Annotated in this window: 22 protein-coding genes; 17 read left to right on the top strand and 5 right to left on the bottom strand. The window is 57.0% G+C overall.

What is annotated here, in order from left to right:
- The 3 genes from KF767_09560 to mazG all read right to left on the bottom strand — a co-directional run bounded on the left by KF767_09560 (position 1) and on the right by mazG (position 2,850).
- Complete coding sequence (locus tag KF767_09560; protein ID MBX3018124.1) at positions 1-624, bottom strand: MotA/TolQ/ExbB proton channel family protein; 624 nt, start codon at positions 622-624, stop codon at positions 1-3.
- A 45-nt stretch (positions 625-669) separates the two neighbouring features.
- A complete protein-coding gene (locus KF767_09555) occupies positions 670-1,686 on the bottom strand; it encodes a hypothetical protein (GenBank protein MBX3018123.1) in 1,017 nt (338 codons plus the stop codon).
- Between the two features lie 327 nt (positions 1,687-2,013).
- A complete protein-coding gene (gene mazG, locus KF767_09550; GenBank protein MBX3018122.1) occupies positions 2,014-2,850 on the bottom strand; it encodes a nucleoside triphosphate pyrophosphohydrolase in 837 nt (278 codons plus the stop codon).
- Positions 2,851-2,971: 121 nt separating this feature from the next.
- Between mazG and KF767_09545 the strand changes: the two genes are divergently transcribed.
- The 17 genes from KF767_09545 to KF767_09465 all read left to right on the top strand — a co-directional run bounded on the left by KF767_09545 (position 2,972) and on the right by KF767_09465 (position 22,636).
- Positions 2,972-5,398, top strand: coding sequence for an HDIG domain-containing protein (locus KF767_09545; protein ID MBX3018121.1), 2,427 nt, complete (start codon positions 2,972-2,974; stop codon positions 5,396-5,398).
- Positions 5,398-5,829 carry an rRNA maturation RNase YbeY gene (gene ybeY / locus KF767_09540; GenBank protein ID MBX3018120.1) on the top strand — a complete coding sequence of 144 codons (432 nt, stop codon included), beginning with the start codon at positions 5,398-5,400 and terminating at the stop codon, positions 5,827-5,829. The genes KF767_09545 and ybeY overlap by 1 nt, the downstream gene beginning before the upstream one ends.
- A 66-nt stretch (positions 5,830-5,895) precedes the next feature.
- A complete protein-coding gene (locus tag KF767_09535; GenBank protein ID MBX3018119.1) occupies positions 5,896-6,438 on the top strand; it encodes a hypothetical protein in 543 nt (180 codons plus the stop codon).
- Between the two features lie 170 nt (positions 6,439-6,608).
- On the top strand, positions 6,609-7,679 hold the full coding sequence (gene prfB, locus KF767_09530) for a peptide chain release factor 2 (protein MBX3018118.1): 1,071 nt from the start codon (positions 6,609-6,611) through the stop codon (positions 7,677-7,679).
- A complete protein-coding gene (locus tag KF767_09525; GenBank protein MBX3018117.1) occupies positions 7,679-8,917 on the top strand; it encodes an ABC transporter permease in 1,239 nt (412 codons plus the stop codon). The genes prfB and KF767_09525 overlap by 1 nt, the downstream gene beginning before the upstream one ends.
- On the top strand, positions 8,910-9,593 hold the full coding sequence (locus tag KF767_09520) for an ABC transporter ATP-binding protein (GenBank protein MBX3018116.1): 684 nt from the start codon (positions 8,910-8,912) through the stop codon (positions 9,591-9,593). The genes KF767_09525 and KF767_09520 overlap by 8 nt, the downstream gene beginning before the upstream one ends.
- A gap of 238 nt (positions 9,594-9,831) precedes the next feature.
- On the top strand, positions 9,832-12,477 hold the full coding sequence (gene bamA / locus KF767_09515; GenBank protein MBX3018115.1) for an outer membrane protein assembly factor BamA: 2,646 nt from the start codon (positions 9,832-9,834) through the stop codon (positions 12,475-12,477).
- A 31-nt stretch (positions 12,478-12,508) separates the two neighbouring features.
- Complete coding sequence (locus KF767_09510) at positions 12,509-13,012, top strand: OmpH family outer membrane protein (protein MBX3018114.1); 504 nt, start codon at positions 12,509-12,511, stop codon at positions 13,010-13,012.
- Positions 13,013-13,017: 5 nt separating this feature from the next.
- On the top strand, positions 13,018-13,800 hold the full coding sequence (gene lpxA, locus KF767_09505; GenBank protein ID MBX3018113.1) for an acyl-ACP--UDP-N-acetylglucosamine O-acyltransferase: 783 nt from the start codon (positions 13,018-13,020) through the stop codon (positions 13,798-13,800).
- A gap of 25 nt (positions 13,801-13,825) precedes the next feature.
- Positions 13,826-14,752 carry a Gfo/Idh/MocA family oxidoreductase gene (locus tag KF767_09500; protein MBX3018112.1) on the top strand — a complete coding sequence of 309 codons (927 nt, stop codon included), beginning with the start codon at positions 13,826-13,828 and terminating at the stop codon, positions 14,750-14,752.
- Positions 14,753-14,820: 68 nt separating this feature from the next.
- Positions 14,821-15,954: a lipid-A-disaccharide synthase gene (gene lpxB / locus KF767_09495; protein MBX3018111.1), complete on the top strand. Its 1,134-nt coding sequence runs from the start codon at positions 14,821-14,823 to the stop codon at positions 15,952-15,954.
- Entirely contained in the window at positions 15,951-17,006 is a 1,056-nt protein-coding gene (lpxK, locus tag KF767_09490; protein MBX3018110.1) for a tetraacyldisaccharide 4'-kinase, read from the top strand. Before lpxB ends, lpxK begins: the two co-directional genes overlap by 4 nt.
- Positions 17,007-17,014: 8 nt before the next feature.
- A complete protein-coding gene (locus KF767_09485) occupies positions 17,015-17,863 on the top strand; it encodes a lysophospholipid acyltransferase family protein (protein MBX3018109.1) in 849 nt (282 codons plus the stop codon).
- Positions 17,864-17,913: 50 nt separating this feature from the next.
- Positions 17,914-19,053: a DUF3108 domain-containing protein gene (locus KF767_09480; protein ID MBX3018108.1), complete on the top strand. Its 1,140-nt coding sequence runs from the start codon at positions 17,914-17,916 to the stop codon at positions 19,051-19,053.
- Between the two features lie 152 nt (positions 19,054-19,205).
- The gene (locus tag KF767_09475; protein MBX3018107.1) at positions 19,206-20,369 is read left to right on the top strand and encodes a glycosyltransferase family 9 protein; all 1,164 of its coding nucleotides are present in this window, start codon (positions 19,206-19,208) and stop codon (positions 20,367-20,369) included.
- A gap of 195 nt (positions 20,370-20,564) precedes the next feature.
- Positions 20,565-21,500: a glycosyltransferase family 9 protein gene (locus KF767_09470; GenBank protein MBX3018106.1), complete on the top strand. Its 936-nt coding sequence runs from the start codon at positions 20,565-20,567 to the stop codon at positions 21,498-21,500.
- Between the two features lie 146 nt (positions 21,501-21,646).
- Positions 21,647-22,636, top strand: a complete 990-nt coding sequence (locus tag KF767_09465) for an HNH endonuclease (protein MBX3018105.1) — start codon at positions 21,647-21,649, stop codon at positions 22,634-22,636.
- On the opposite strand, the gene KF767_09460 is transcribed toward KF767_09465, so the two are convergent.
- A complete protein-coding gene (locus KF767_09460; protein ID MBX3018104.1) occupies positions 22,637-24,085 on the bottom strand; it encodes a sigma-54-dependent Fis family transcriptional regulator in 1,449 nt (482 codons plus the stop codon).
- Positions 24,054-25,853, bottom strand: a complete 1,800-nt coding sequence (locus tag KF767_09455; GenBank protein ID MBX3018103.1) for a CHASE2 domain-containing protein — start codon at positions 25,851-25,853, stop codon at positions 24,054-24,056. Before KF767_09455 ends, KF767_09460 begins: the two co-directional genes overlap by 32 nt.
- Between the last annotated feature and the right edge of the window lie 75 nt (positions 25,854-25,928).

Here is a 25,928-nt window from a genome sequence, read left to right as displayed (position 1 = left end):
TTAGTGGTGGCTCGTCAGCAGCTCCGTGAGCTTGCCGCATTTTTCGGTCATTTCATCGACCAGCGAGTTTTGTCGGCTGATCAGGAACGAGTAGAAAACCATCGCGGGAATCGCGACCACGAGGCCGAGCGCCGTCGTGTACATCGAAACCGAGATCCCGTGCGCGAGCAGCGCCTGCTTCTGCGTCGGATCGGCGGACGCGACCGCCGCGAAGGAAAGAATCAGACCGTGGATCGTACCGAGCAGTCCCATCAGCGTCGCGACGTTGGCGAGCATCGACAGGTAATGCGTCCGGCGCGTCAGCTGCGGGATATTTTCGGCGAGCGCGATATCGTGAGCTTGGAAAATCGTGTCGTCATCGCGATCCGCTTTTTCCAGGATCGTGCGGAACGCCGATGCGAGGGGTTTCTGGTTGAGATCGTGCACGATGCCGAGGGCTTCGTCGGTTTTACGTGCCGAGACGAGGCCGCGGATCTTGCTGTAAAGGTCGTCGCCTTTCAGCGAAACCTTGAAGTAAAGTGCGTAGGCCCGTTCGCCGATCAGCGCGAAAGTCGCGAGACCGATCCCCAAAATGGCCCAACCCACGATACCCGAATCATTCATAAACTGTAATACTGCGCCCATCTCAAAATCCTCCTTGTAAGAAACGTCCATCCATACTTTGGAAACTTAGTTTTTCGGTGCCAGCGGATCGAAGCTGATCATGACCTTTTGTCCCGCCGCCGGAACCGCCGATCCGTGGAAGGTGACCGTCATCGTCGCGGGGTCGTAATCCCAACCGTTCGTGGCATTCTGGGTGACGGCTTGACCGTCGACCAGCACCCGAATCGAGGCGGGGATCGGCTCGCGGTCGAGTTTGAAGCTCGACGACACTTCGATCAAAAGGTCCGAAATCAAAGTCAGGCTTTCGCCGAAGTCACCGCAGAGCGAGGTCTGCACGCCGCCCGACGCTTTCGACAGTTCGACGTAACGTTTACCGATGATGCGGCCGGAGCTTTGCGCGTTCAGATCGTCGCGGCATTGGGCGTCCAGGATCGTGATCGCGTTGACCGACCAGTTGCCCGCGCCGACTTTGCCGTCGAGATAGTTCTTGTAGTAGCTGACCGGGATCAGGCGCGAACTATTGTAGTTGTTGTTCAGGTGCGCCGAGGTCGTCGCCGAAAAGTCGTCCTCGTCCGACAGAATGATGATGGCCAGGTAAGCGTCGGAGCGGCGGAAGTCCGCGTTGTCGATATGATTGAGGGTGTCTTCGATCGAGCTGAACGCGCGTTCGTCGCCCGAGCCGCTGATTCCTTGGGTCGCGTTCACCATGAACACGTTCTGGATGTCGGCCGTATTGCGATCCATCACGAACACGCCGCTATGGCTGGACCCCGCCCCATCCCTGAGGCGGCGCAGCCCGATCCGTGAAGAATTGTAGCGTCCGAGCCATGCATCCGTGGCATTGACGCCCATGCGGAAGTCGTAATTGAGTGCTTTGAAGCGATTGATAAAGGAGGCGAAGTTCGCGGTCAGATTGTCCTGACTCGACTTCATAGAGCCCGAGTTATCGATGATCCAAAGGACATCGATTTTGCGCGGAACGTAGGTCGCGTTCTGCTGGAAGGCTTCCGTATCTGAAAGCAGAGAGTAGCTCCGGTCGCCTTTCTCGCAAGCGGTGATGACCAGCATGAGTCCCGCGAGCATCAGCGCTCCTGAAGCGACGCGCATCCGTGCGCGTTGGGTGCTTCCATTCATGATTCCTCCTTGAGCCATGTGTTCCATGGAACTCAGATTAGAGGCGCGCCCCGGACTTTGAAACTTTCGCGAAGCCGATGCTAAGCTCGCGTGATCAATGCGGGATTGGGGGCGCGATCCAAAATCGAACGCGTCGAAGTGCGCGGAAGCGCGAGCGATTCTCGAATCAGACCAGCTTTAAAAAATATTTGCGTCGAAAAAATCTTGGGCAGAAAGCGCGGGAATGTTCCGGCGCTTTCGTCGAAGTTTACGGCAGCCCCTTTCGGGGAGCGGATTTCAGGTCGGGGTTGCGGATTTTCTGACGAACTTTTTCGCGTCCGCCCAGAGGGCCTCTTTCTCGTCTAGAGGCAGCGCGCGGAACTGATCCTGCGTGAGTTTCGCGTGTTCGATCATCACCGAGAAGCGTTTTTCGAACTTCAGATTGCCCTGGCGAAGCGCGGCCTCGGGATCGATTCCCAAATGACGGGCCCACTGCGCGACCGCGAACAGCAGATCGCCCATTTCATCGAGCTGCGCGGCCGGATCCTTCTGCGCGATGGCCTCTTGGACCTCGCGAAACTCTTCGGTGACCTTCGCTTCGACTTGGGCGGGTGTGTCCCAGTCGAACTTCCAGTCTTCGCTGCGTTTGCCGATTTTGTAACTGGTTAAGAGCGCCGGAAAGCCGCGCAGCTCTTTCGCCAGGCGGAAGGGCTTGGCGGGCTCGGGGCTTGCTTCGACCTCGGCCGCTTTGATTTTGGCCCAGTTCACGAGGACCTCGGCGCTGGTTTCGGCTTTAACGTCGCCGAAGACATGAGGGTGGCGGCGGATCATTTTGTCCGACAGGTTCTTCAGAATGTCCGTCAGCGCGAAGAGGTTTTCATCCTGCGCGACCTGGGCTTGCAAGACGACTTGAAAGAGGTAGTCGCCAAGTTCATCGAGGATGTGCTTTTGGTTTCCGGAGTCGATCGCCTCGGCGAGTTCGAAAGCCTCTTCCAGGACGTACTTGGTGAGCGATTTCTGGGTCTGTTCTTTGTCCCAGGGACAACCGTCCGGTCCGCGCAATCTCGCGACGATATCGACCAAACGCAGGAATTCTTGGACTAGGGCCTCGCGGGACGGGGAGCGGGTTTGCATATGTTCCGTTGTAGCAGAGAAATCGGGCATTTTTCCAAGCGAAAAGTCCAGCGCGCAGCGATAGACGCCTTGGAGTTTTGATGTCTTCCAACCGATAATTGTGAGAGAAAAAGGGCTTCTGATGCCTAAGAAACCGCCGAGTCTTAAAGACGAAGATCTGCACATCCGCGAGAGGTACTCTGACCACAGTCAGAAGTTCCACGATTGGGTGCAGCGCATGGGTTTGGAGCGCTCGCCGCTTCTGCACCTCCTGTTCAAATTGGATCAAAAGTTCCATTTGCGGCGTTTTTCGGTCGTTTTTCTGTTCGCGCTTTTGCTTGCGATCGCGATGAACTTCGAGATCCGGACCCACGTCGAGTACGAGATCGGCGATATCGCGAAGGAAGACATCGTTTCGCCCGTGGCGTTCACGATGGTCGATCAGTTCACGACCGACGAACGTCGGGCGAAAGCGACGGAAAGCGTACCGACGGTTTTCGATTTCGATCCCCACGTTTTCGAGCAGGTTTCCAATCACGTCTACCGGTCATTCCGGCTGATGCGCGCGAAACTCAAGCAGATGCCGTGGCCGAAAAATGCTTCGCTCCGCGCCGAAATGGTGAAGGATTTTTTCATCCATAAAGGCGAGTTCGACAAAGAGCTCGGGCTCGCGGTGAATGAGTACATGTTCGAGTGGCTGGTCGAAAACCGCTTCAACGCGCGCATCGAGAATGCGCTCTTGCGGAACCTCGATTTCTGGTACCGCGACAAAATCATCGACGGCGTCGCCAAAAATATCCAGTCGAAGACCCAAATGGTTCTGGCCCGCGTGGTGCAGAAGAACAACGGGGGACGCGAGTTCCACATCCGCAAGACCGACCTCGTCGATCTGAACGAAGACGAATTCTTTCAGTTGCGCGAGACGCGGGGACTTTCTCCGACCGAACAGGTCGCCGTTCTAAATTTGGCGCGCACCCTCGTGCGTCCCAATCTGACCGTGAACGTGCAAGAAACGGAAACGCGGCGCGCGCAGGCGCGGGATTCCGTTTTGCCGGTCACCGTTTCCGTCAAACGGAATCAGGTGCTCATTCAAAAAGGCAGCGTCATTCAGCCCTATCACGATGCGTGGCTCGACAAGATCAAGTCCGTGAAGTCCGAAGGGCGTTACGAACTGGTGCTCCTCGCGACGACTTTTCTTTTCCTGGGAATCGTCGTGGTTTTCTTCTCGTACCTGCGTCGTTACACGATGGGGAAAGTGAAGATCGCGAGTCGTGACCTGACGGTCATGGGCATGATCGCGATCGGCTGCGTGATCATGACGAAGACCTTTTTGTTCTTCACCGAGGATTCGCTGGTCGCCAAGTTCGGGACGGCGATTCCGGCGACGGCGTTCATCCTGGCGGCCCCGGTGGCGGCGGGACCGATGCTTTTGGGTCTTTTGATTCAATCGGGCGAAGTCATTTGGCTGTTCACCGCATTCCTGGCGATCGCGATGGGGGTCATGACGGACTTCAACTTTCCGGTCATGCTCGTCACCATGGCGGGCGGCATCGCGGCGGCGCGCGGAGTTTTCAGCTGCAAAAAGCGCAACGACATTTACTGGGCGGGCGTGCGTACGGGGCTCGTGTCGGCGGCGGTGGTCGCGTTGATCGTCCTGATCCAAAAGGCCGATCAGCCCACGCTACTGGGCTCGGAGCTGATGTGGATGGTCCCCGCGGGTTTGATCGGCGGGATCTTGTCGTCGTTCGTCGCGATGATGGTGGTGCCGGGATTGGAAAGCCTCTTCAACTACACCACGGACGTGAAGCTGTTGGAGCTTTCGAATCTGAACCATCCGCTGCTCAAAGACATGATCGTGAAGGCACCGGGCACTTACCACCACTCGATGATGGTGGGCTCGATGGTCGAAGCCGCGGCGGAAGAGATCGGCGCGAACTCGCTGCTCGGTAAAGTCATGTGTTATTACCACGACATCGGGAAGATGGAGCACTCGAACTACTTCATCGAGAACCAAAAGCCCGGTCACAATCCGCACGATCACATTTCGCCCTATATGTCGAAGACGCTCCTGATCGCGCACGTGAAAGACGGCGTGGAGCTCGGGATGGAGCACAAGCTGGGCGAACCCATCATCGCGGGCATCCTGCAGCACCACGGAACGACGTTGATCTCGTATTTCTACAACAAGGCGCTGGAACGCTGCGGGGACGACGAAAAGCAGGTCCCCGAAGAAGAGTTCCGCTATCCGGGACCGAAACCTCAGTTCCGGGAAGCCGCTTTGTGTATGCTCGCGGACTCCATCGAGGCGGCCGCACGTTCGCTGGACGAGCCGACGCCCGTGCGTCTGCAGAACATCGTCCGCAATATCGTGCAGCGAAAGTTTTTGGACGGACAGTTGGATGAGTGTTCTTTGACTTTGAAGGACCTCTCTAAAGTGGAAGCCGCGTTCACGCGGATTTTGCTCGGGATTTATCACCAGCGCATCGATTACCCGCGCGCGCAAGGTGGGGGCGCCTCGGAAAATACGACCCCCATGTTCAATCGTCCGACCGGGAAGCCCGCGTCGTGATCGAACTCAATCTGATCAATCAATCGAAGAAGCCGCTGCCGCGCGCTTTCTTAAAAACGTGGGTCGCCGACGTCGAGCGAGCTTTGCGCGCCCGGCGCGTGAAGCTGCCGCGCGCGGCGGAGCTCAGTATCGTCTTCATGGATCCGGGGCCGGCGAAGGCCTTGAACCTCGAATACCGGGGGCGCGCATACGCGACCGACGTTCTGAGCTTTCAAAACGAAGAGCCCCTGGGGGATCTGGTGTTGTGCCCGCAGGTTCTCGAACGCCAGGCACGCGAGCACGAGCTGTCGTTTCGCGAAGAGCTCGGCTACATGGTGATCCACGGGATGCTTCATCTTCTGGGTTTCGATCACGAAACGAACGAGCGGGACGCGAAAAAGATGTTCACGCTTCAAGACGCCATTTTCGAAAAGCTGCGCGCGAGCCTCTAGCGGGGCATCGGTTTTGCTCTCCCCCTGCGCGAAGATTGAAATCGATGAAATTCAAGGGGAGTCGCGATGGGCGTCATGAAAGCTTTTTCGGGAGTGGTGATTTGTTCGACACTGGCGGCCTGCTCGCCGTCCGGTGGGGACGGGGCGCGAGTTTCGGCGCAGGGCCAACCCTCCGACGGCACGTCGTCGGTCACCTACTCGGGCGCGCACAGTCGTACGACCGCGTACGGCACCGATCCGAATACGGCGGTGTACTGCGCGCGCGGGAAAAGCGGTTATCTCATCAGCCTTCAAGAGAAGGGTGAAAACCGCAAGAACACCGGCTGGGCTTACGACGGCGTCTATTTTTCGTTCTACCGCTCGGCCCGCCCGCAGGACGTTTCGGAAGTCGGTCGCGACGTCGACACTCACGTCTACGTGGCTTTGAAAGAGTACAAGGATGCGGACGGTTCGTTTTCGCCCGACGGCAAAGCCTGCGACTTTCAAGCGTCGCTTTCGGGAACGAAGCTCGACATCAAGTTCGACTGCGAGCAGCTGACGGGACCGAAAGGGGACCGGCTGCGGGCGCGCGGCTGGGTCGAGTGCACGCTCCGTCAGAGCGACTTTTAAAAGCCAAACGCGGCGCGCGGGATTTGACCCGCCGCCCCGCCCTCGGCCAGAATGGGACCCCTAAGACTCTTGTCTGCAAAGGATCCCATCGATGTCGATCGCTTCGGAAATGTACGACGTAAACAAAAACCTCGGCGAGCTCACGCGCTTGTCGGAAGACCTTCGGGGGTATCTTTGACCTCGACGCCAAAAAGCGTCGGCTCGAAGAACTAGCGATGAGCGCGGAGAACCCCGCGATCTGGAATGACCCCGATAAGCTGCAGAAGCTCAACAAAGAGCGCTCCTTCCTCGATAAATCGATCAAAGAATACGAAGACTTTCACCAACGTCTGGAAGACGCGAAGGTCCTGATCGAGATGGCGACCGAAGCGTCGGACGAAGATACCTTCACCGAAGCGAAAAGCGAAATCGACCAACTCAAAAAACTGGGTAGCGAACTCGAGATCAAACGCGTCTTGAACGGCGAGCTCGATGCGAATAGCGCCTACATCTCGATCAACTCGGGCGCCGGCGGGACCGAGGCTCAAGACTGGGCCTCCATCCTTATGCGAATGTACATGCGCTTCGCCGAGAAGAGCGGCTATTCGGTCGACGTGATGGAGATGTCCGACGGCGAAGAGGCGGGGATCAAATCGGTCACGCTTTTGATCGAAGGCGCCTACGCCTACGGCTATTTGAAGGCCGAGTCGGGCGTCCATCGTCTGGTGCGGATTTCGCCCTTCGACTCGAACGCGCGTCGCCACACGAGCTTCGCCTCGGTTTTCTGCTGGCCCGAAATCGACGACGACATCAAAATCGAGATCCGTCCCGAGGACTTGAAGGTCGAGACTTTCCGCTCGAGCGGGGCGGGCGGACAGCACGTCAACAAGACGGACTCCGCGGTCCGTATGTATCACTTGCCCAGCGGGATCATCGTCAGCTGCCAAAACCAACGCTCGCAGATTCAGAACCGTGAAAAAGCGCTGAAGATGCTGAAGGCGGCGTTGTACGAACGCGAAGTCGAAGCGCGCGAAAAGGCCAAAGCCGAACAAGAAGCGGGCAAAAAAGCGAACGAGTGGGGGTCGCAGATCCGCTCTTACGTCATGCATCCCTACCAAATGGTGAAGGATCACCGGACGGGTCATGAAACGAACCAAATCCAAGATGTCACGAATGGCGAGATCCAGGATTTCATCATGGCCTACCTGAAATCGAATTTGACGACGGCCACCGGCGACAACGCGCCCGGAGCCCGCGGCTGATGCCCGCGCTTCTCGAGATCGCTTATCGCCTGCTGAAGCGGGGACGCGGCTTCGGTCTCGACCTGACGGGCTGGATTTCGCTCGCGGGTCTGGTGATGGGCGTGGCGTGTTTGGTCGTCAGCATGGCGGTGATGAGCGGCTTCGAAAAGACCCTGCGTGAGTCGCTTTCGGATGTGACCGGTCACGTGCAGATTTTCCGCTACCGGATCGGCAATGAGCCGCCCGAGAAACTCAAAGAGCGCGTGCAGAAGATCGTTCCCGAAACGAAAGCGATGACACGTTTTCTGAGTGTTGAAGGGGTGCTGGCGCACAAGGGGCGAATTCAAGGTGTGTTCATGCAGGGCCTCGACGAGGGCGAAGCTTGGAAGGTGCTGAATCTCGAGCGTCGTTTGCTGGACGGAGAGCTGGCGATTCGGGGGGCGTCCAAAGAGTCGCCGAACGCGCGCGTCCTGATCGGAAAGGGCGTCGCCGAAACCTTCGGTTTGAAACCGGGCGATACGTTTCGCCTGCTCGTCCCGCTGCCCAGCGAATTCGATCCGCAAGAATTCAAACGCAAGATCGGGGTGTTCGAAGTCGCGGGCGTCGTCGAGCTCGGAAAGTTCGAGTACGATCAGCGCATGGTCATGATGCCGATCAAGGATCTGCAGAAGCTCGCGGACGTGGGCAGTCGTGATTCGGGTTTCATTCTGCGGGTCGAAGACGGCCTGAAGGCGCGTGCCGCCAGCTTCCGTTTGAGTGAGCAGCTGGGGCCGGGTTTCCGGGTACGCGACTGGCGTGACATCAACGAAAATATGTTCGACGCGGTCGAGATCGAAAAGCTCGTCGTCTTCTTCGTGATTTTGGTCATCGTCGTGGCGGCGTCATTCAACGTGGCGACCAGTCTTTACGTGAACGTCGTCCAACGTTATCCCGAGATCGGCATTTTGAAGGCGCTGGGCGTGAGTCCGCGCCAGATGGTCGGCGTGCTTTGTCTGCAAGGAGTGGCGCTCGGGATCATCGGGTGCACGGCGGGCCTGGGGCTCGGCGTGGTCTTGGGTTACTTCTTCGAATGGGCGCAGACCAACTTGGGGCTGCTTCCGGCCAGCGTTTATAAAATCAGCTACATCGAACTCGATTTCCGCCCGCAGGATATCCTCGCGATTCTGGGCGTCACCCTCGTGATTTGTGTGCTCGCGACGCTCGCGCCCGCGCGGCAAGGGGCGAAGCTTTCGCCCGTGGAAGGACTCCGTTATGAGTGAAATTTTGGTTCGCGGAATCGGACTGCGCAAACACTTCGCCCAAGGCACCTCCGAACTCGAAATCCTCCGCGGCGTCGATATCGACGTGAAGGCGGGCGAATCCATCGGGATCGTCGGCTCCAGCGGGGCGGGGAAGTCGACGCTGTTGCACATCCTGGGGACCTTGGATCGACCGAACGAGGGGGAACTTTACTTCGGCGAAACGAACGTGATGGAGTTGTCGGACGAGGAAGTCGCGAAACTGCGCAATCGCGAGATGGGTTTCGTCTTTCAGTTTCACCATCTTTTGGCGGAGTTCACGGCGGTCGAAAACGTCATGATTCCCAGTCGCATCGCGGGCGACTCCAAGGCTTCGGCCAAGATCAAGGCGCTGGAACTTTTGGACATGCTGGGGCTCGCGGCGCGGGCGGATCACTTTCCGAACGAGCTTTCGGGGGGGGAACTTCAGCGGGTCGCCATCGCGCGCGCGCTCGTGCGGCGGCCGCGCATTCTCTTCGCGGATGAGCCGACGGGGAACCTCGACTCGCAAAATTCGCAGATCATCCAGAACCTCTTTTTCCATTTGAAGGAAAAATACGGACTGACGTTGATCGTCGTGACGCACGATTTGCAGTTCGCGCAAAAGTTCACGCGGACGTTGCGAATCGTGGACGGGAAGTTCGTCGAAACCCGGTGAGTCTTCGACTGACGCGCCTGCACAGGCGAAGGACAGGTCTTTGATTTTGACAAGGCCTATGGCCCTTGTTAGGCTCACGCCGGTTAAAGATAAATAGTGAAGATCATAGGGTTTTCTCACCGAGAACAGTGATGACGGCGGAACTTTTTTGAAACTGGTCGATGTGCTCTTTTCGCGACAGCTTTCCTTGAACCAACCGGCGCCTCTCGTTGAGAGTCGTGGTGTTTGCTTTTCTTTGATGCAGTCTTCGCTGTGTTTTGCGCTCGTTTGCGCAGTTTCACTGCAGTCGACGGTGGTTTTCGCCCAAGACGCTCGCACCTCTTCGGAGGAGACGGAATTTTTGAACGGCGCCCCGGCTTTGCCTGCAGCGTCGGAATCCACCGAAACCTCCGCGCCTTCCGAAACTTCGGTCCCGAAACCGAAGCGTGCGCCTGCCAGCATCGATGATCTGGGCGGTGAGCTGACGGAGGTCGCGGATCGCGACCCGGCGCAAGCGCGGCCGACGGGGACGCGGCCGGCGAAACCGGCGGCGAATCGCCGTGTTCGCCCCAATGCCGCTCCCGCAAAACCCAACGCGCGCAAGCCGCGCACGGCGAAGGCCGTACCGGCCCCGGTGGAAGCTTCGGGACGGGTCGCGAAGATCACGATCGAAGGCCACCGCAAGATCGAACCCGATGCCGTCACCGCGCGGATGAAACTCGCGGTGGGCTCGCCGTGGACCATGGAGATGATCCGCGAAGACGTGCAGTCGATCTTCAAGAGCGGTTTTTTCTATGACGTGCAGGTGCTGCGCGATGGAACCGCCGATCAAACCGAACTCATCTTCAAAGTGGTCGAGAAGCCTTCGGTCGTCGAGATCTCTTTCGAAGGCCAAGATGAAATCAAAACCGATGAGTTGAAGGAAGCCGCGAATATCAAGATGTTCGAGCTTCTGAACATGACCAAGGTGCGCGACGCGGTCGAAAAAATCCAAAAGCTCTACGAGGACAAGGGTTACTTCCTGGCGCGGATCGAGCCCCAGGTGATCGACGTCACGAAAGACGAGACGGTCAAAATCCTGTTCAAGATCAGCGAAAACGACAAAGTCCGCGTGAAGAAGATCACCTTCCTCGGGAACCGCAAACTGAAAGACGGTTTCCTGAAGGGGCGGATGATGACCCAAGAGGGCGGCTTCTTCAGCTTCCTCAGCGGTTCGGGTTCGTACAAACAAGATGCGTTCGATCGCGACACGCAGATCTTGCGCTTCCTGTATTTCAATGAAGGTTTCGTCCAGGTGAAGATCGATCGTCCGCAGGTCTACGTGACCCCGGACAAAAAAACGATCTACATCACGATCCGCGTGGAAGAGGGCGAACAGTTCAACGTGGGTGAAATCGATTTCGCGGGTGACTTGCTGTTCCCGCGCGATGAGCTCGGCGAAGCGATCGAGATCAATAAACGCGATGTCTTCAGCTACGACGTTCTACAAAAAGACTTGAGCACCCTGCAGGCAAAGTACGGTGATTTGGGTTACGCGTTCGCGAACATCATTCCGCGGACGCGGATCAATGAACAAGAACGCAAAGTGGACGTGACCTTCGAGTTCGACAAAGGCTCGCAGGTCTATTTCGGTCAGATCAACGTCGTCGGCAACTCGAAGACCCGCGACAAGGTCGTGCGCCGCGAGCTGAAGATCAAAGAAGGCGAGCTCTACAACGAGACCCGCCGCCGTGAATCGCTCGAAAACGTGCAGCGTTTGGGTTTCTTCGACGAGGTGAACTTCCGCACCTCCACGCCGCCGGATCGTCCCGATGTTTTGAACATCGACATTTCGGTCAAGGAACGGAATACGGGCTCGATTCAGTTGGGCGCGGGTTACGGGTCGGCGACGAAGTTCACCCTGCAAGGGCAGATCAACCAGTCGAACTTCCTGGGTAAAGGGCAGAAGCTCAGCGCGGGCTTGAATATCTCGGATTTGGCACAGGTCTATAACCTGAACTTCACCGAGCCTTACTTCTTGGATACCGAGTGGTCGCTGGGTTTCGACGTCTATCAAAGTTTGTCGGATCGTTACGAATACTACGAAAACCGCCGCGGTGGCGCATTCCGTTTCGGTCACCCCTTGGGCGAGTTCCTGTTCGGTTCGGTCCGTTACCGTTTGGATCAGACGAATCTCGAAGTCATGAAGGACGTGAACAATAACATCACGACCGATCAGGCGCTGTTCCCGCTTTCGACGGCGTCGGGTGTGACGTCGTCGGTGACCGGGATTTTGGAATACGATCGTCGTGATGACCGCTTCTCGCCGTCGAAGGGCGTGTTCTTCTCGACGTCGCTGGAGTACGCGGGTCTCGGTGGGGATCTGAAATACTCAAAAGGGACGAACGTCGCTCGTTACTACAAAAAGCTTTTCTGGGAAGTCGTGTGGCGGAACAACCTGAGCTACTCGTTCATCAATAGTCACGAGGATGGCAAAGAACCTCCGTTCAACGAGCTTTTCCTGCTCGGGGGACCCTACAGTCTGCGTGGTTACCAGTTCTTCCGCGTCGGTAAGACGGTGTACTCGCAAAAGACCTACGACTTCTTGATCGGTCGCGGAATCAACGCGGAAGACGCCGCTCGCCGCGCGCAGGTGCCGTTCGGTGGAAAACAGCAGCTCCTCTATCAAATGGAGTTCGAGTTCCCCCTGATCGCCGAGGCGGGGATCAAGGGCGTCGGTTTCTTCGACGTCGGTCAGGCCGAGGACGTGATCGGCGCGGACAAATTCTATAGCAACGTCGGTTTTGGATTCCGTTGGTTCTCGCCGATCGGGCCTTTGCGTTTCGAGTGGGGTTTCCCGCTCCGGACGCTGGAAGTGGCGCCGGACCCGGTGGTGTTCGAATTCTCGATCGGCGCGCCTTTCTAAAATTTCGTAGTTTATTATACAGGAGGTATTCATGACCCGTTTTCTGACCGCAACCGCAGTGACTCTGTTGATGGCTGCTCCCGCTTTGGCGCAAAAGGTGGGTTTCGTGGACGTCCAAAAAGCCGTGCAGGCGACTTCGCAAGGTAAAAAAGCGAAGGCGACTTTGGATGGCGAGTTCAAAAAGCGCAAAGACACTCTGGATAAGAAAAAAGCCGACATCGAAAAGATGGGCCAAGATCTGGAAAAGAAAAAATCCGTTCTGTCGGAAGAAGTTCTCGGCAAGAAGCAGATGGAACTCCAAGAAGAGATGATGAAGTTCCAAAAGCAGGTCGGCGAGAACCAAATGGAAATCCAGAAGAAGGAAGAAGAGCTGGTCGGCCCGATCCTCGAAAAGATGAAGGGCGTGATCGAATCCGTCGCGAAAGAAAAAGGCTACGCCATGGTTCTCGAGAAGAAAGCGCAGAACGTTTTGTTCTCGGTGGCGGACGCAGATTTGACTGACGATGTCGTGAAGGCGTTTGAGAAAGCGAAGTAATTCCTATGAAGATCCATCCCAGCTCCGTCATCGGCCCCGAGGTCGAGATTGCTGAAGATGTCGAGATCGGACCCTACTGCCTGATCCAAGGCAAAGTGAAGATCGGCCGCGGAACATTTGTCGAGGGTCATGTGACCCTCGGCTCGCGCTACGGAATCATGGAAATCGGCGAAGGCAACACCTTCGCCCCGGGCGCCGTCATCGGCGGACCGCCGCAAGACATTACCTACAAAGCCGAACCGACGAAGCTCATCATCGGGAACCACAATACCTTCCGTGAGTTCTCGACGGTGAACATCGCGACGACCAAAGCGACGCGGGAAACCGTGGTCGGCGATCACAACTACCTGATGGCGTACACGCACATCGGTCACGATTGCCGGATCGGCAATCACGTCGTCATCGCCAACGATACGCACATCGCGGGACATTCGGTGATCGAGGACAACGTCACCATTGGCGGAGTCTGCGCGTTCAACCAAAACACCATGGTCGGCAAGAACTCGTTCATCGCGGGGTCTTCGGTCGTGAATAAAGACATTTTGCCGTTCTCGCGCGCGCAGGGAAACTACGCGGTCTGCCGGGCGACGAACAAAGTGGGTCTGTTGCGTAAGGGGTATTCGTCCGACGAGGTCGAAAACATCCACCGCGCGATTCGTATTATCCTTATGGGCTCGGACACGATCGAAGAGGGCATCGCCCGCATCGAGCGTGAGTGCACGCCGAGTGAAAACTTATCTTACCTCGTGAACTTCATCCGGTCGTCCAAACGGGGGATCGCGAAGTAATTCGAGTCTCGTCAGTGGAGGTCCCATGTTGCGGACGGCGGTCATCGGGGTCGGCTATCTGGGCCGGTTCCACGCGCAAAAGTACAAACAACTCACGGAACAGGGAAAGTGTCAGCTCGTGGGCGTTCTGGATTTCGATCCGGCGCGCGGTCGGTTCGTCGCGGAAGAGCTGGGCGTGAAGGCCTTCGGCTCTTTCGATGAGCTGAAGGGTCACGTCGACGCGGTCGCGGTCGCTTCGACGACCAAAACCCATTTCGAACTCGCGAAGAAAGCGCTGCTCGCCGGTTTCCACACCAATGTGGAAAAACCGATGACGGTGTCTTTGGCCGAAGCGAACGAACTTTGCCAAATCGCGAAAGAGAAGAAGCTGGTTTTGGCGGTCGGCCACTCCGAGCGTTTCAATCCCGTGTTCCGCGATCTGGCGCCGAAGTATGCGAAAGCGAAATTTTTGGAGTTCCGTCGTCACGCGCCGTTCAAGTTGCGCGGGAGCGACGTCTCGGTCGTTCTGGATCTGATGATCCACGATCTGGATCTTGCTTTGAACTGGGTGAAGGAAGACCTGAAGCTCGTTTCGGCGGTCGGGGGGCGCATGCACTCCGAAACTTTGGATTGGGCCGAGGCCGAATTCAAAACGATGTCGGGGGCGTGCGTGCGCGTGTCGGCGTCGCGGACGGCGTCGGCGATGACCCGGGTCGTGCGCGGGGTCGAGGGGCTCACGAATTTCACGGGGAACTTCCAAACGATGGACGTGGAAGAGCTCGAGTGGGCTTCGGGTCAGGAAGAACCCCGCCGTAAACGCGTCGAGACTTTGGCGAAGGCCGATCATCTGTTCTTGGAAACCGAAGGTTTCGTGAGCGCCATCGGCGGCGGTGCTTTGCCGTGGATTACGGGCGATCAAGGTCGTAAGGCTTTGGATTTGGCACTGCAAGTGGAAGAACGGATCTCCAAGTGAGTGACGTGGGCGGCGCGAATGGCGTCGGCGGCAGTTCCGTGAATTTGCCGGCGCGTGAAGACAGCGTGATGTTCGTCGCAGCCGAAGCGTCGTCGGCGCTCTTTGCGCAACGTTTGATGGAGTATTGGCGTTCGCAGAACCGTGGTCTCAAGTTCTTCGGTGTCGGAACGAAAGAGATGGAAGCGCTCGGCCTTGAACGCATCGGCAAGTCCGAAGAGATGGCCGTCGTCGGCGCGCAAGAAATCATCGAGCAGTGGGATCTGTTGAAGGGCGTTTTCAATCGTTTGGTCGAAGAGGCCGCGCGACGCCGTCCCAAGCTCGTCATCGTGCTCGATTATCCGGAATTCAATTTGATGCTTTCCAAAAAGCTGCACGCGCTGGGAATCCCGGTCGTCTACTACGTGAGCCCCCAGGTGTGGGCTTGGCGCAAGGGACGGGTGAAGACGATCAAAAAATACTGCCGCAAAGTGCTGCTGCTGTTCCCGTTCGAGGTGCCTTTCTACAAGGAAAAGGGCGTGCCGTACGAGTTCGTGGGGCACCCCATTCTCGACGAGATTCAGGACAAATACTACGAGCCCGTCTATCGCAAAACTCACCGGAACCGTTGCGGCATCGGTGATGACGATATCGTGATCGGTCTGATGCCGGGGTCGCGGCGGGGCGAGATCAAGCGGCACTTCGACATCCAGATCGAAGTCGCGCGCCGTCTGTACAAGAACTACAAAAACATCCGCGTGCTGCTAATGGTGGCGCCGACGTTCGAAAAAGAGCAGCTGCAAGCGTTGATGGACGACGTGAATTTTCCGATCATCGTGCAGAAGGATGAGCCGTTCGAGATGATCCATCTGTCCGACTTCGTGCTGGCGGCGTCGGGGACGGCGACATTGATGGTGGGCCTTCTGGAAAAGCCGATGGTCGTGATGTACCGGATGACCTTCTTGACGGGCCTTCTGGCGCGCCTGGTGGTCCGGGGCGTGAAATTTTTCGGGATCGTGAATCTGATCAAGAACCGCGAAGTGGTGCCCGAGCGTTGGCAGGGCGGGGCTTCGGCGGATGAGCTTTACTCGTTGATGAAACGTTATCTCGATGACCCCGCTTACACGGCGAAGGTGCGCGAAGATCTTCACTCTTTACGCAAAGAGCTGGGGGACAGGGGCGCGACGGCTCGCGTGGCGGCGGCGGTTGAGGAATTCTTGCGGTGACGGGACTTCTGGGGGCGCTCGTGCCCTTGTATCGCGGGCTCACGGTGATGAAGAACGCGGCTTACGACGGTGGGTTTAGCGAAGCTTTGCGTTTGCCGGTGCCGGTGGTTTCGGTCGGGAATCTCTCGATGGGCGGAACCGGGAAGACGCCCGTGGTGATCTGGTTGTCGCGGACGTTGGCGCGGGACTACCGGCGGCCCGTGATCGTGACCCGCAGCTACCGGACGAAGTTGCGGGGGCCGCGGGCCGTGCAGCTGGGCGTGCCCGATGGCGCGAGTCTCTTTGGCGATGAAGCGGTCGAGCTCGCGCTGAAAGCGGGGGGGCTCGTTTACACGGGGCCCGTGAAGTGGCGGACGGCGTTGCAGGCTTATCAAGACGTGAAACCGGATTTGATTTTGTTGGACGATGGGTTTCAGCATCGGCGCTTGGCGCGCGATTTTGAAATCGTGCTGATCGACGCGACGGATGAGCGGGATACGCTTTTGCCGTCGGGACGTTTGCGCGAGGATTTCTCGTCGCTGCGGCGGGCGGATGCGGTTTTATTGACGAAGGTGAACTGGGCGCGGCCGGCGTTCGTCGAAAGGCTGCGGGCCAAGATCGCGCCGCACGTGCGGGCGGACGCGGTCGTGATGGATTTGCATTTCGGCTTTCGCGATTTGTCGCGAATGGCGGAGTTGGGATTTGGTCGGCCGGTGGCGCTGGTGTCGGCGGTGGGCCGCAACGAGGTTCTGCGCGCGCAAGTCGAGTCGGTGCTGCAGCGGCCTTTGGATTGGGTGGTGGCGGAGCGCGATCACCATCCGTGGTCGGCTCGGGATGTCGAGGGCTTGCGAGCCTGGTGGGCGCGGCATCCGGATGGGCTCGTCTTCACGACCGAGAAGGACGAGACGAAGCTGCGTCCGCTTTTACGGGGCGAGGCGCGACTCGTGAGTTTGCGGTTGGACGTGGATGCACGGGGCGAAGAGGCGCGTCTTTTCGCGGCGGCACGTAGGAAGTTGCAGGGGGTCCACCACTCGGGGGTGCGGCCGAATCTTGAGGCGGGACCGTGGCCTTAGCGAGGTTCGTGGCGTTCCTGCTGTCTTTGGTTCCGCGGCGGTGGCTGTGGTACTGGGGCGTCGTTTTGGGATGGCTGTGGTGGGATGTGTTCCGCTTCCGGCGCTTTACTTTGTACCGGAACATAACAATTGTTTTCCCGGAGTTGCCGAAGGCCGAACGGGTGCGTTTGATCAAACGCTCGCTCTCCTGGCTGGGGTTTAACTTTTTCGAAACTTTACTGATCCCGGGGATGGATGCGGACTGGGTGCGGAAGTGGGTGGTCCTCGAGGGCGAAGAGCACCTCGACGCCGCCTTGGCGAAAGGGAAGGGCGTACTGCTTTTGAGCCTTCACCTGGGGAACGGCGATATCGCCGCCGTGGCACTTCCGGTGATGGGTCGGAAGCTGAATTTGATTTCGAAGCGCTTCAAGGTGAAGTGGGCGAATGATTTCTGGTTCGGGATGCGCGAGGCGAAGGGCACGAAGCTGATCGAACCCCACGCGAGGGACAACGCGTTCCAGATTCTGAAGGCGCTGAAGGCGAACGAGTCGGTCGTATTCGTGATCGATCAGTTCATGGGGCGACCGTACGGAATCCCGACGGAGTTCTTTGGTCGCCCGACGGCGACGGCCTACGGTCTTTCGCTTTTCGCGATGAAAACGGGGGCGCCGGTGGTACCGGTCTGGACCTATCATGGCGAAGATCTCCGGATTCATGTGGCATTTGGCCCCCCTGTGGAAATTGAGCACTTCTCGGACGACAAAGATTTACAAATGAAGGGAATGACCCAAAAATACAACTCAGTGCTGGAAAGGCTGATCCTCGCTCATCCGGAACAGTGGATGTGGGTTCACCGGCGCTGGAAACATTGGGAGTGACCTTGAAGCGAAACAGTCGCGGCGCCGTTTTAGCGGGAATCCTTGCGGGCATGGGAATGCTCGTCGCGTCGGGTTGCGGCTCGAATCTTCTGAAGTACGAGAAGGATCAAAGCTTCAAGAAGATCGACGACTTCGAATCGAAGGTCAAAATCGACATTCCCGCCGATCCTGAGGATTCTTCCGAGACGGGGGCGGCGACATCGACATCAGGTGAATCTACTTCCGGCGCCGGAAGTAAATCTCCGAAGACGTCCGAGCCCCGTCCCACGGCGACCCCGAATCCGGCAGAGATCGAGGCCGCGGCTAAGGTGAAGGCTGCGGATGCACGGGTAGCAAAGAAGACTCCTCCGGCGACTTCGAAAACCAAAGTTCCCAAAACCGCACCGAAAAGCGCAAAGACCTCGAAGGCAAAGGGAGGGGCCGTGAGTGCTCCTGCAGTTCCGTCGCGTCGTCAGCCCGAGCTTGAAAGTGAGGTCGGATTTGAGGGACGTCGTCCCATCAAAGACCCTTTCCGCGTCGGCGAGAAGGTCGTGCATCAGGTTCACTACTTCGCGGTTTCGGCAGGGCAGATGACGATCGAGGTGAAACCTTTCGCGCAGGTGAATGGCAAGAAGAGCTACCACTTTGGCGTCGGAGCTAAGACCAGTCGCTGGTATTCGGGAATCTACTCCGTCGATGACAAGGTTTCCGTACTCATGGACTTCGAAACCTTGGTTCCTTCCGTGTATCAGTTAGCCGTCCGGGAAACCGGACAAGTTAAAGAATCAAGAATGCTTTTCCAAGACGGTAAGGCGATGTTTTGGGAACGCAAAGTCACCGAGAAGCACGGTGAAGAAGAAAATAAGAAAGAGTGGGACATCCTCGACTACTCACAGAACGTATTTTCGGCCGCTTTTTACCTGCGCGTCTTCGATTGGCAAGTGGGTCAAGAGAATGCCTTCCGTGTGGCCGATGACGGGGAAAACCTGATTTTCCGTGGCAAGGCGATTCGCCGTGAACGCATTTCGACCGATGCTGGTGATTTCAACGCGATCGTCATTCAGCCGCAGATCGAGCTGAAGGGGAAGTTCAAGCCCGTCGGCGATATCTTCATTTGGCTGAGCGACGACGATCGCAAGTTCATTCTGAAGATCGAATCCAAGATCAAGATCGGGACCTTGGTCTCGGAAGTGATCGAACTGAAGCCTTGATCCGGACCTGGGTCCTCTAGGGGCAAACTCCACATTCAGGCTAAAATTGAAGGATGGAAGTCCGTTGCCGTCACTTCAATGGTTATAAGCCCTGTGGTCTGTCTCAGCGTTGCGATGCGAACTGCGCGAAGCGAGATATCTTAAAGAGCTCAGTGCTGATCGTACATTTGGGGGCGATGGGTGCCGTTGTTCGTTCGACCGCGCTCCTCGAACCCATCCAACGTAAATATGCTGGCGCGCAGATTACGTGGGTGACGGATGCTCCTTGCGATCGTCTGCTGGCCGGACATCCGCGGATCGACAAAGTGGTTCGGGCGGATGCGACGGACCTGCTCTCGATTGCGGGGCGTGAATTCGATGTGGCGCTCGTCATCGACAAAAGTGATAAAGCTTCGGGAGTTCTGTCCACGGTTCGCGCGAAACAGGTCTTCGGATTCGTCACCGATTCACGTTTCGGAAAAATCGGACCCGCGACTCTGGCGGCCGTCGAACTCTGGGAGTTGGGTCTCGATGACGAACTCAAATTTTTCGTGAACCAGAAAACCGAAAACCAGCTGATTGCCGAGGCCCTTGAACTCGGACCCTACGAGCGAGATGAATACGACCTTCCGCTCTCGATATCGGAAAAGGCTCTGTCGCATGAGCGCATGGAGGCTTGGCGACGAAACCCTGCCCAACCCATCATCGGTTTCAATACGGGATGTGGGCCTTTGATGCCGGCGAAGAAATGGACGGTGGAATTTCATCGTCAGGTTATCGAAAAGCTGCTGTCCCTTGGCTTTGAAAACTTGGTTCTTCTAGGTGGACCCGAGGACGAAGAGCGAAATCGGCAAATCGCGGTCGGACTACCGGTTCAATGCAGTCCTTGCACCCAAGGTCTTCGCGACGGGGTTGCCAGCATTGCGGCCTGTGACGTCGTTTTGACTGGAGACTCGTTCGGAATGCATGTCGCGATCGCGCTCAAAAAGTTCGTGGTCGCTTGGTTCGGCCCTAGCTGCGCACATGAAATCGACCTTTTCGATCGGGGCGTGAAGTTGCACGCCCAGGTCGGCTGTTCTCCCTGTTGGAAGCGCAGCTGCCAAACGGAAGTGATGTGTTATGACCGCGTGTCCATGAGTGAGATCCAAGAGGCCGTCCAGCGGGGAGCGAATTGGTGGCACAGGCCGGTGGCGGCAGAAGTGATCGATTCACGAACGGGTCGCGCAATCCTTGCGCCTCCGACTTCAGCGGAAAGGTTTTCGGGAACCTTGGCTGCGAATGCGACGGTGGGTTTCGGCGCGGGAAACCTAGCGCGCTCGGAAGTTGATCCCGTCTGACGCGCTTCGCCCTAGAAAGACTACGCAGGATGGAGTTTCACCGCTAAAGTGGAGACTATGTCCGCGCCCATTTTGGTCGTACAAACCGCTTTCCTTGGGGACCTCCTGCTGAGCACGGTCCTTTTGCGGGAAATTCGGCGGGCGCGACCGAAAGCCCCCATTCATCTCGTTTGTCGGCGTGGCTTTGGTACCCTGATGAAGGGCCTCGGCCTCATCGACGAAGTTCACGAGATCAAAAAAGGCGACTCTTCGACTTATAAAGACGCTCATTCCGAGCTCGAAAAACATCGGTTCGAGTGGATTCTTTGTCCTCATCCATCCATCCGCTCGGCGCAGTTTGTACAGGGACTGTTTGCAGGACAGACGATCAGTTTCACGCGTGGATGGAATGCGCTTCACTTCTCTAAAACAGTCATGTCTCCGGATTTGCCGGACCCACTTCGTCAGCTCTCGTTGCTGAAACCCGTGGTCCCTCATTTAGAGGAACGTATGGCGAAGTGGGGAGGCATCGACTGGAATGCGAAGTCCACTGAGGGATTCTTGACCGAAGTGCCGGACGAACTTTCCATGGAGATGAAGTCTCGGCTCTTGCGGGAAAGCCCGGTTACGCCGGTGGCGCCGCGGTCTTGGGTTCTATTTCCGGGTAGTGTTTGGCCTACGAAGCAGTGGCCCGAAGAGCACTACGAAGCCTTGGCGCAAAAGTTAATTGCGGAAAACGTCCAGATTCTTTGGTTGGGTGGTCCCGACGAAAAAGAGGTTTGTCAGCGTTTGGCCGAACGACTTCCGCGGACTCGGAGTCTCGCGGGGCAATTGAGCCTTTGGGAAAGTTTGGTCGTTCTTTCGCGAGCCGAAGGCGTCATTGCCAACGATAGCGGTGGTCAGCACATGGCCGCGATTGCCGGAGCTCCGGTGTTGTCAATATTTGGGCCTACGGTATTGGAGTTCGGATTCCGCCCGTGGGCACGTATGACCGCCGTTGCCGAACGGGCGGAACTCTTTTGTCGTCCCTGCGGTCCCCATGGCAGCCGCCGTTGTCCGCGGGGTTCGCATGAGTGCTTGACGCAACTCGAGCCCGATCAGGTTTTTCAGATCTGGAAATCGATGGTCCGTCGGATTCGCAGCAGTAACTAGATTTTTACTTCCAGCGCCGGAAGTAGCTTCCTCAGACGTGTCCGAACGCCGGTTATGCAGAGGCATCCTCGCCGCACTCACTTCATCTGATTGCCCGCTAAGCTTTGCATAACCTTCTTCCAGATCACCAACGACTGGAGAAAACCGTGATTCACGAACTGTCGAACGAAAAATTAGTATCACTGACTTTTGATCTTTTTAAGACGGAGAGACTAGGTCAGGTTTCAATCCTCGAGCACCTTCGGGAAATTGATTCGCGCAGGCTTTACTTGGAGCGGGGATACCCCAATCTATTCGAAATGTGCGTTCAGGAGTTCCGATGCTCGAGCGGGGGTGCGCAGCGCCGAATCCACGCGATGCGCTTGATGCGGGAAGTTCCCGAGGTTGCTCCCAAGATCGAAACCGGTGAGTTGAACTTGAGCGTTCTTGCCCATGCGCAAAGGTTCTTTCGAGCCGAAAAACGCGAACATCGTGAATACACCCCCGCGGAAAAGTACGAACTTCTCTCAGGATTTGTCGGAAAGTCCACTCGAGAAGTCGAGCGCATTCTGAGCATTGCAAACCCGAGCATTGCCAAGCGGGAACATCTACAGGTTCTTTCGGCGAACGAAGTGAAGATTTCGCTCGTGGTCTCGATGGCACTTCAAGAAAAAATTCAGAGATTGCGCGAACTCACGTCGCATGCGAACCCCGAACTACGTCTCGAGAATTTGTTGGAGACCCTCGTGGATCGAGAGCTGCGTCGATTTGGCATTAAGCCAAGTTCGGAAGACCCAACGGGAGGCGAGCCCGGTGTTCAGCCACGCCCGGCGAAAAATAGCTCTAAAACCGATCTCGGAGAGAAAGATAAGGTGGCCAAGCGCGGTCGGAAGCATCCGCAGGGCCTCCTATCGAAGCATCGTCGGTATATTTCGCCTCAAGTCCGTCGTGAAGTTTTCGGCCGGGATGAGGGTTGTTCCTATGTCGATCCCGAAACGAAGCGGCGTTGTGGATCGAAGCTCTTTGTGCAGGTCGATCACATTCTTCCGCTGGCGATGGGCGGAAGCTCCGACAAAGAGAACCTACGTTTATTGTGCGCGGCCCACAATCGATCCCGGCCCGATTTGATCCGGAATCGACCTTGGATGATTCACTAGCTAGTCGTTCTCTTCGTTTGAGGTCGCACCGCTAATCTCTTTCACGTTAATCCCGTACTTCTTAATCTTTCGGAGTAGGGTGTTCTTGGGAATGTTAGCATGCGCAACGGTTTGATTGATCCGTCCGCGGTTGGCTTTCAGCGCGCTAACGATGAACTCTTTCTCCGAAGATTCTTTGAAAGTTTCATAGTTGAGAGCTTGCGTTGGGGCCCCTTTTTCACTTCCGGCGCCGGAAGTAGACTGTGCCGCCCGTTCAACACTTTGGCGCAAGTGATCCGGTAGGCTCGTCGGCTGAATCGTCGATTGAGTCTCGACGATGAACGCGCGCTCGATGGCGTTTTCTAGCTCACGGATGTTTCCGGGCCAACGGTGCGCTTGCAGGACCTTAAGTGCTTCGGCAGAGATGCCGCCAATCGGGGATTGGGGGTGGCCTTTTGTGAACTTACGGATAAAGGTTTGCACCAGCGCGGGAATGTCATCCGCGCGCTCACGGAGGGGCGGCAAGAAGATCGGCATCACGTTCAAACGGTAGAATAGATCTTCCCGGAAATCTCCAGAGTCGATCATTTTTTCGAGGTTCCGGTTCGTGGCCGCGATGATACGTGCGTTCGTCTTCACTTCACGCGAACCGCCGACGGGCGTGAATTTACGTTCCTGAAGGATGCGCAGCAATTTGACCTGCATTTCGGGCTTTAGCTCGCCGATCTCATCCAGAAAGAGGGTTCCATTGTTCGCCATCTGGAACCGACCGATTTTTCGTTCATGCGCTCCGGTGAAGGCGCCCTTTTCGTGGCCGAAGAATTCGGATTCCATCAAGGACTCGGGGATCGCTCCGCAGTTCACGGCGACGAAAGGGCCGGCTTTGCGAGGGGAGTTGAAGTGAATCGCTCGAGCGACGAGTTCTTTTCCGGTTCCGTTTTCGCCGCGAACGAGAACCGTCGTTTCGACTTTGCAGAGCTTGTAAATCAAGTCGAAAACCTGGCGCATCTGTTGCGAGTGACCGACGAATTCCGAGTCAATGTCGTCGTCGAAAATGGGATTCGAAAGTGCCAATGACGAAACGAGCTCTCGCGCCTCAAAGCTCTTGAGAACGATCTCTGCCAGGCGGGCCGGATTCACCGGCTTCTCGAGGTAATCGTAGGCGCCGTCACGAATTGCGACCACGGCATCTTGGAGGTTGGAGTGCGCAGTCATGATGACGACGAAAGTGGCTGGTGCCTTCGACTTGATGTGGGAAAGGGCTTCCAGGCCATTCATGCCCGGCATCTTGACGTCCATCATGACGAGGTCGAATTCTTGCTCGTCGAATTTAGAAACGGCCTCCAAGCCATCCGCGGCCTCGGTGATCGCGAAAGAGACCTGGGGAAGTTGTGTCGTCAGAACTGACGCAATACTGCGCCGAAGTTCGGGTTCGTCATCAACGATTAAGACTGAGATCTTTTGATCCATCTGCATCTTCCTCCAGCGTATCTACCTTATCGGTATCCAGATCCAACGGCAAACTCACCGTGAAGAGCGTCCCGCGGCCGAGCTCGCTTTCAACTGTGACTTGTCCTTGATGTAGTTCAATAAAATACTTCACCAGGTAAAGACCGAGGCCTGTGCCCTTCGTCTTTAGATCTTGGTCTTTACCGCGTACGAATTTCTGCCAAACACTTTGTAATTCGTCTTTACCAATACCGGGGCCCGTGTCTTGGACCTCCACGATCACTCGATCGTTCCGTTCCGAGGACCGCACCGACACCTGTCCGCCCTCGGGCGTGTATTTGATCGCGTTCTCGACGAGGTTCAATATGACTTCGCGCAGAAGGGTGAAATCCCCCTCAATCGTAAAGAGGGGCTCTAGCTCGGTCTTCAGACTGATTTTTTTGTTCTCGGCAATGGGGCGAAGCTGCACGATCACGTTTTCGATCGTCTCATTGATGTCGCCTAGGGTGCGAATCAGTTTGAAGTCCCGTGACTCCACCCGGAGGAGCTTCAAAATACTCTGAATATAGCGATTCAGTTCGTCCGAGTAACCCCGCAGCTGCGCCAGATCCCCCGCAATTTCAGAGCCCGGATGCTGCGCGATCATCCGATCCACGCTCCCTTGGATCTTCGCGATCGGGGTCTTCAGGTCATGAGAAATCAACGAAATGAAGTTGTTCTTCAACTGCTCAAGCTCTGCCAGATAGCGACTCTCCTGCAGAAGTTCCATATTCTTCCGCTCGATCTTGTTCGCCTGGTAGCCTAAAAAGATGATCCAGGTCGCCAAAATCTGCACGAGCGGAGAGAAGATCGGAATCCAAACCGAAAAGCTATCAAAAGTCCAAATCGACAGCGCCGTGATCAGCGTGGACAGCCAGATCAAGAACAGAAATGCCACCGACTGCGGATACTGAATCAGAATCACGACCGACAGCAGGAGCACGATGAAGAGTCCCGCCATGTAGAACCCCACCGGTGCCCGCTTGATCCAGCGGTCCGTCAGGATGTTGTCCACGATCTGCGCCATTACTCCCGCGCGGTGCGAGGGCCCCATCGGGGTCAGGAACTGCGAGTTCGAGTTCGTCTCCGCGCCGATCAGGATGATCTTGTCGTGAAAGGCTCCCGCCGGAATTTGTCCCGACAGCACTTCGGTCATCGAGTACTCGGTGAAGACGTTCGTGCCTCCCCGGTAGTTGATCATGAGCGTGGTGTCCAAGGGCAGATTCACCCCCGTCACTTTCTCGGCCAAGTGCGGAATCCCCGCCGGGCCCTTCACGAAACGTCGGATGATCCCGTCCTCGTCCCGCACCAGATCGTAGATCCCGACGTTCGACAAAGTGGAGTCCGCGAACAATGGCAAAATCGGCCGATCCCCGCCAGGAGTCGGCGAAGCCCACGTGATGCGCGGATCCAGGAAAGCCCGCACCCCGCGCTCGGACAAGGCGGCGTTACGCAAAGTTTCGGAGAGGTAAACCGTGACCCCAATGGAGCGCGGATGTTGCGCGAGGAGTTTCTCGAGCATGTTGCCCCAAGCCTGCGGATCCCAGTAGAAGGAGTCCGTCACATCGACGACGTCCTTCCAAGTCGAGAGCCGTCCCCGCAGCCGGTAGTTCGCCATCACCTCGTCGGGATGAATCTTCACGACGACCACATCGTGGGAGGTCGGCTGATCCCCCCGCATTTGAAAGCGCAGGTCGAACGACTTCACTTCGTCGCCAAGCAAAAGCGAGCAGCCCAGCGCCCAGCACACGAAGCCGCGCCAAAAGAGCGATTGCGCCCGTTTCCAGCGTCTTTGCAGGGACTTCGCGATCAGTTGGGACATTGC

It is taken from the genome of Pseudobdellovibrionaceae bacterium (genome assembly GCA_019637875.1).
Classification (GTDB): Bacteria; Bdellovibrionota; Bdellovibrionia; order Bdellovibrionales; family Bdellovibrionaceae; genus JAHBUW01.
The sequence above is the reverse complement of the archived record's forward strand: the minus strand, read 5'-3'. Positions and strand labels throughout refer to the sequence as shown.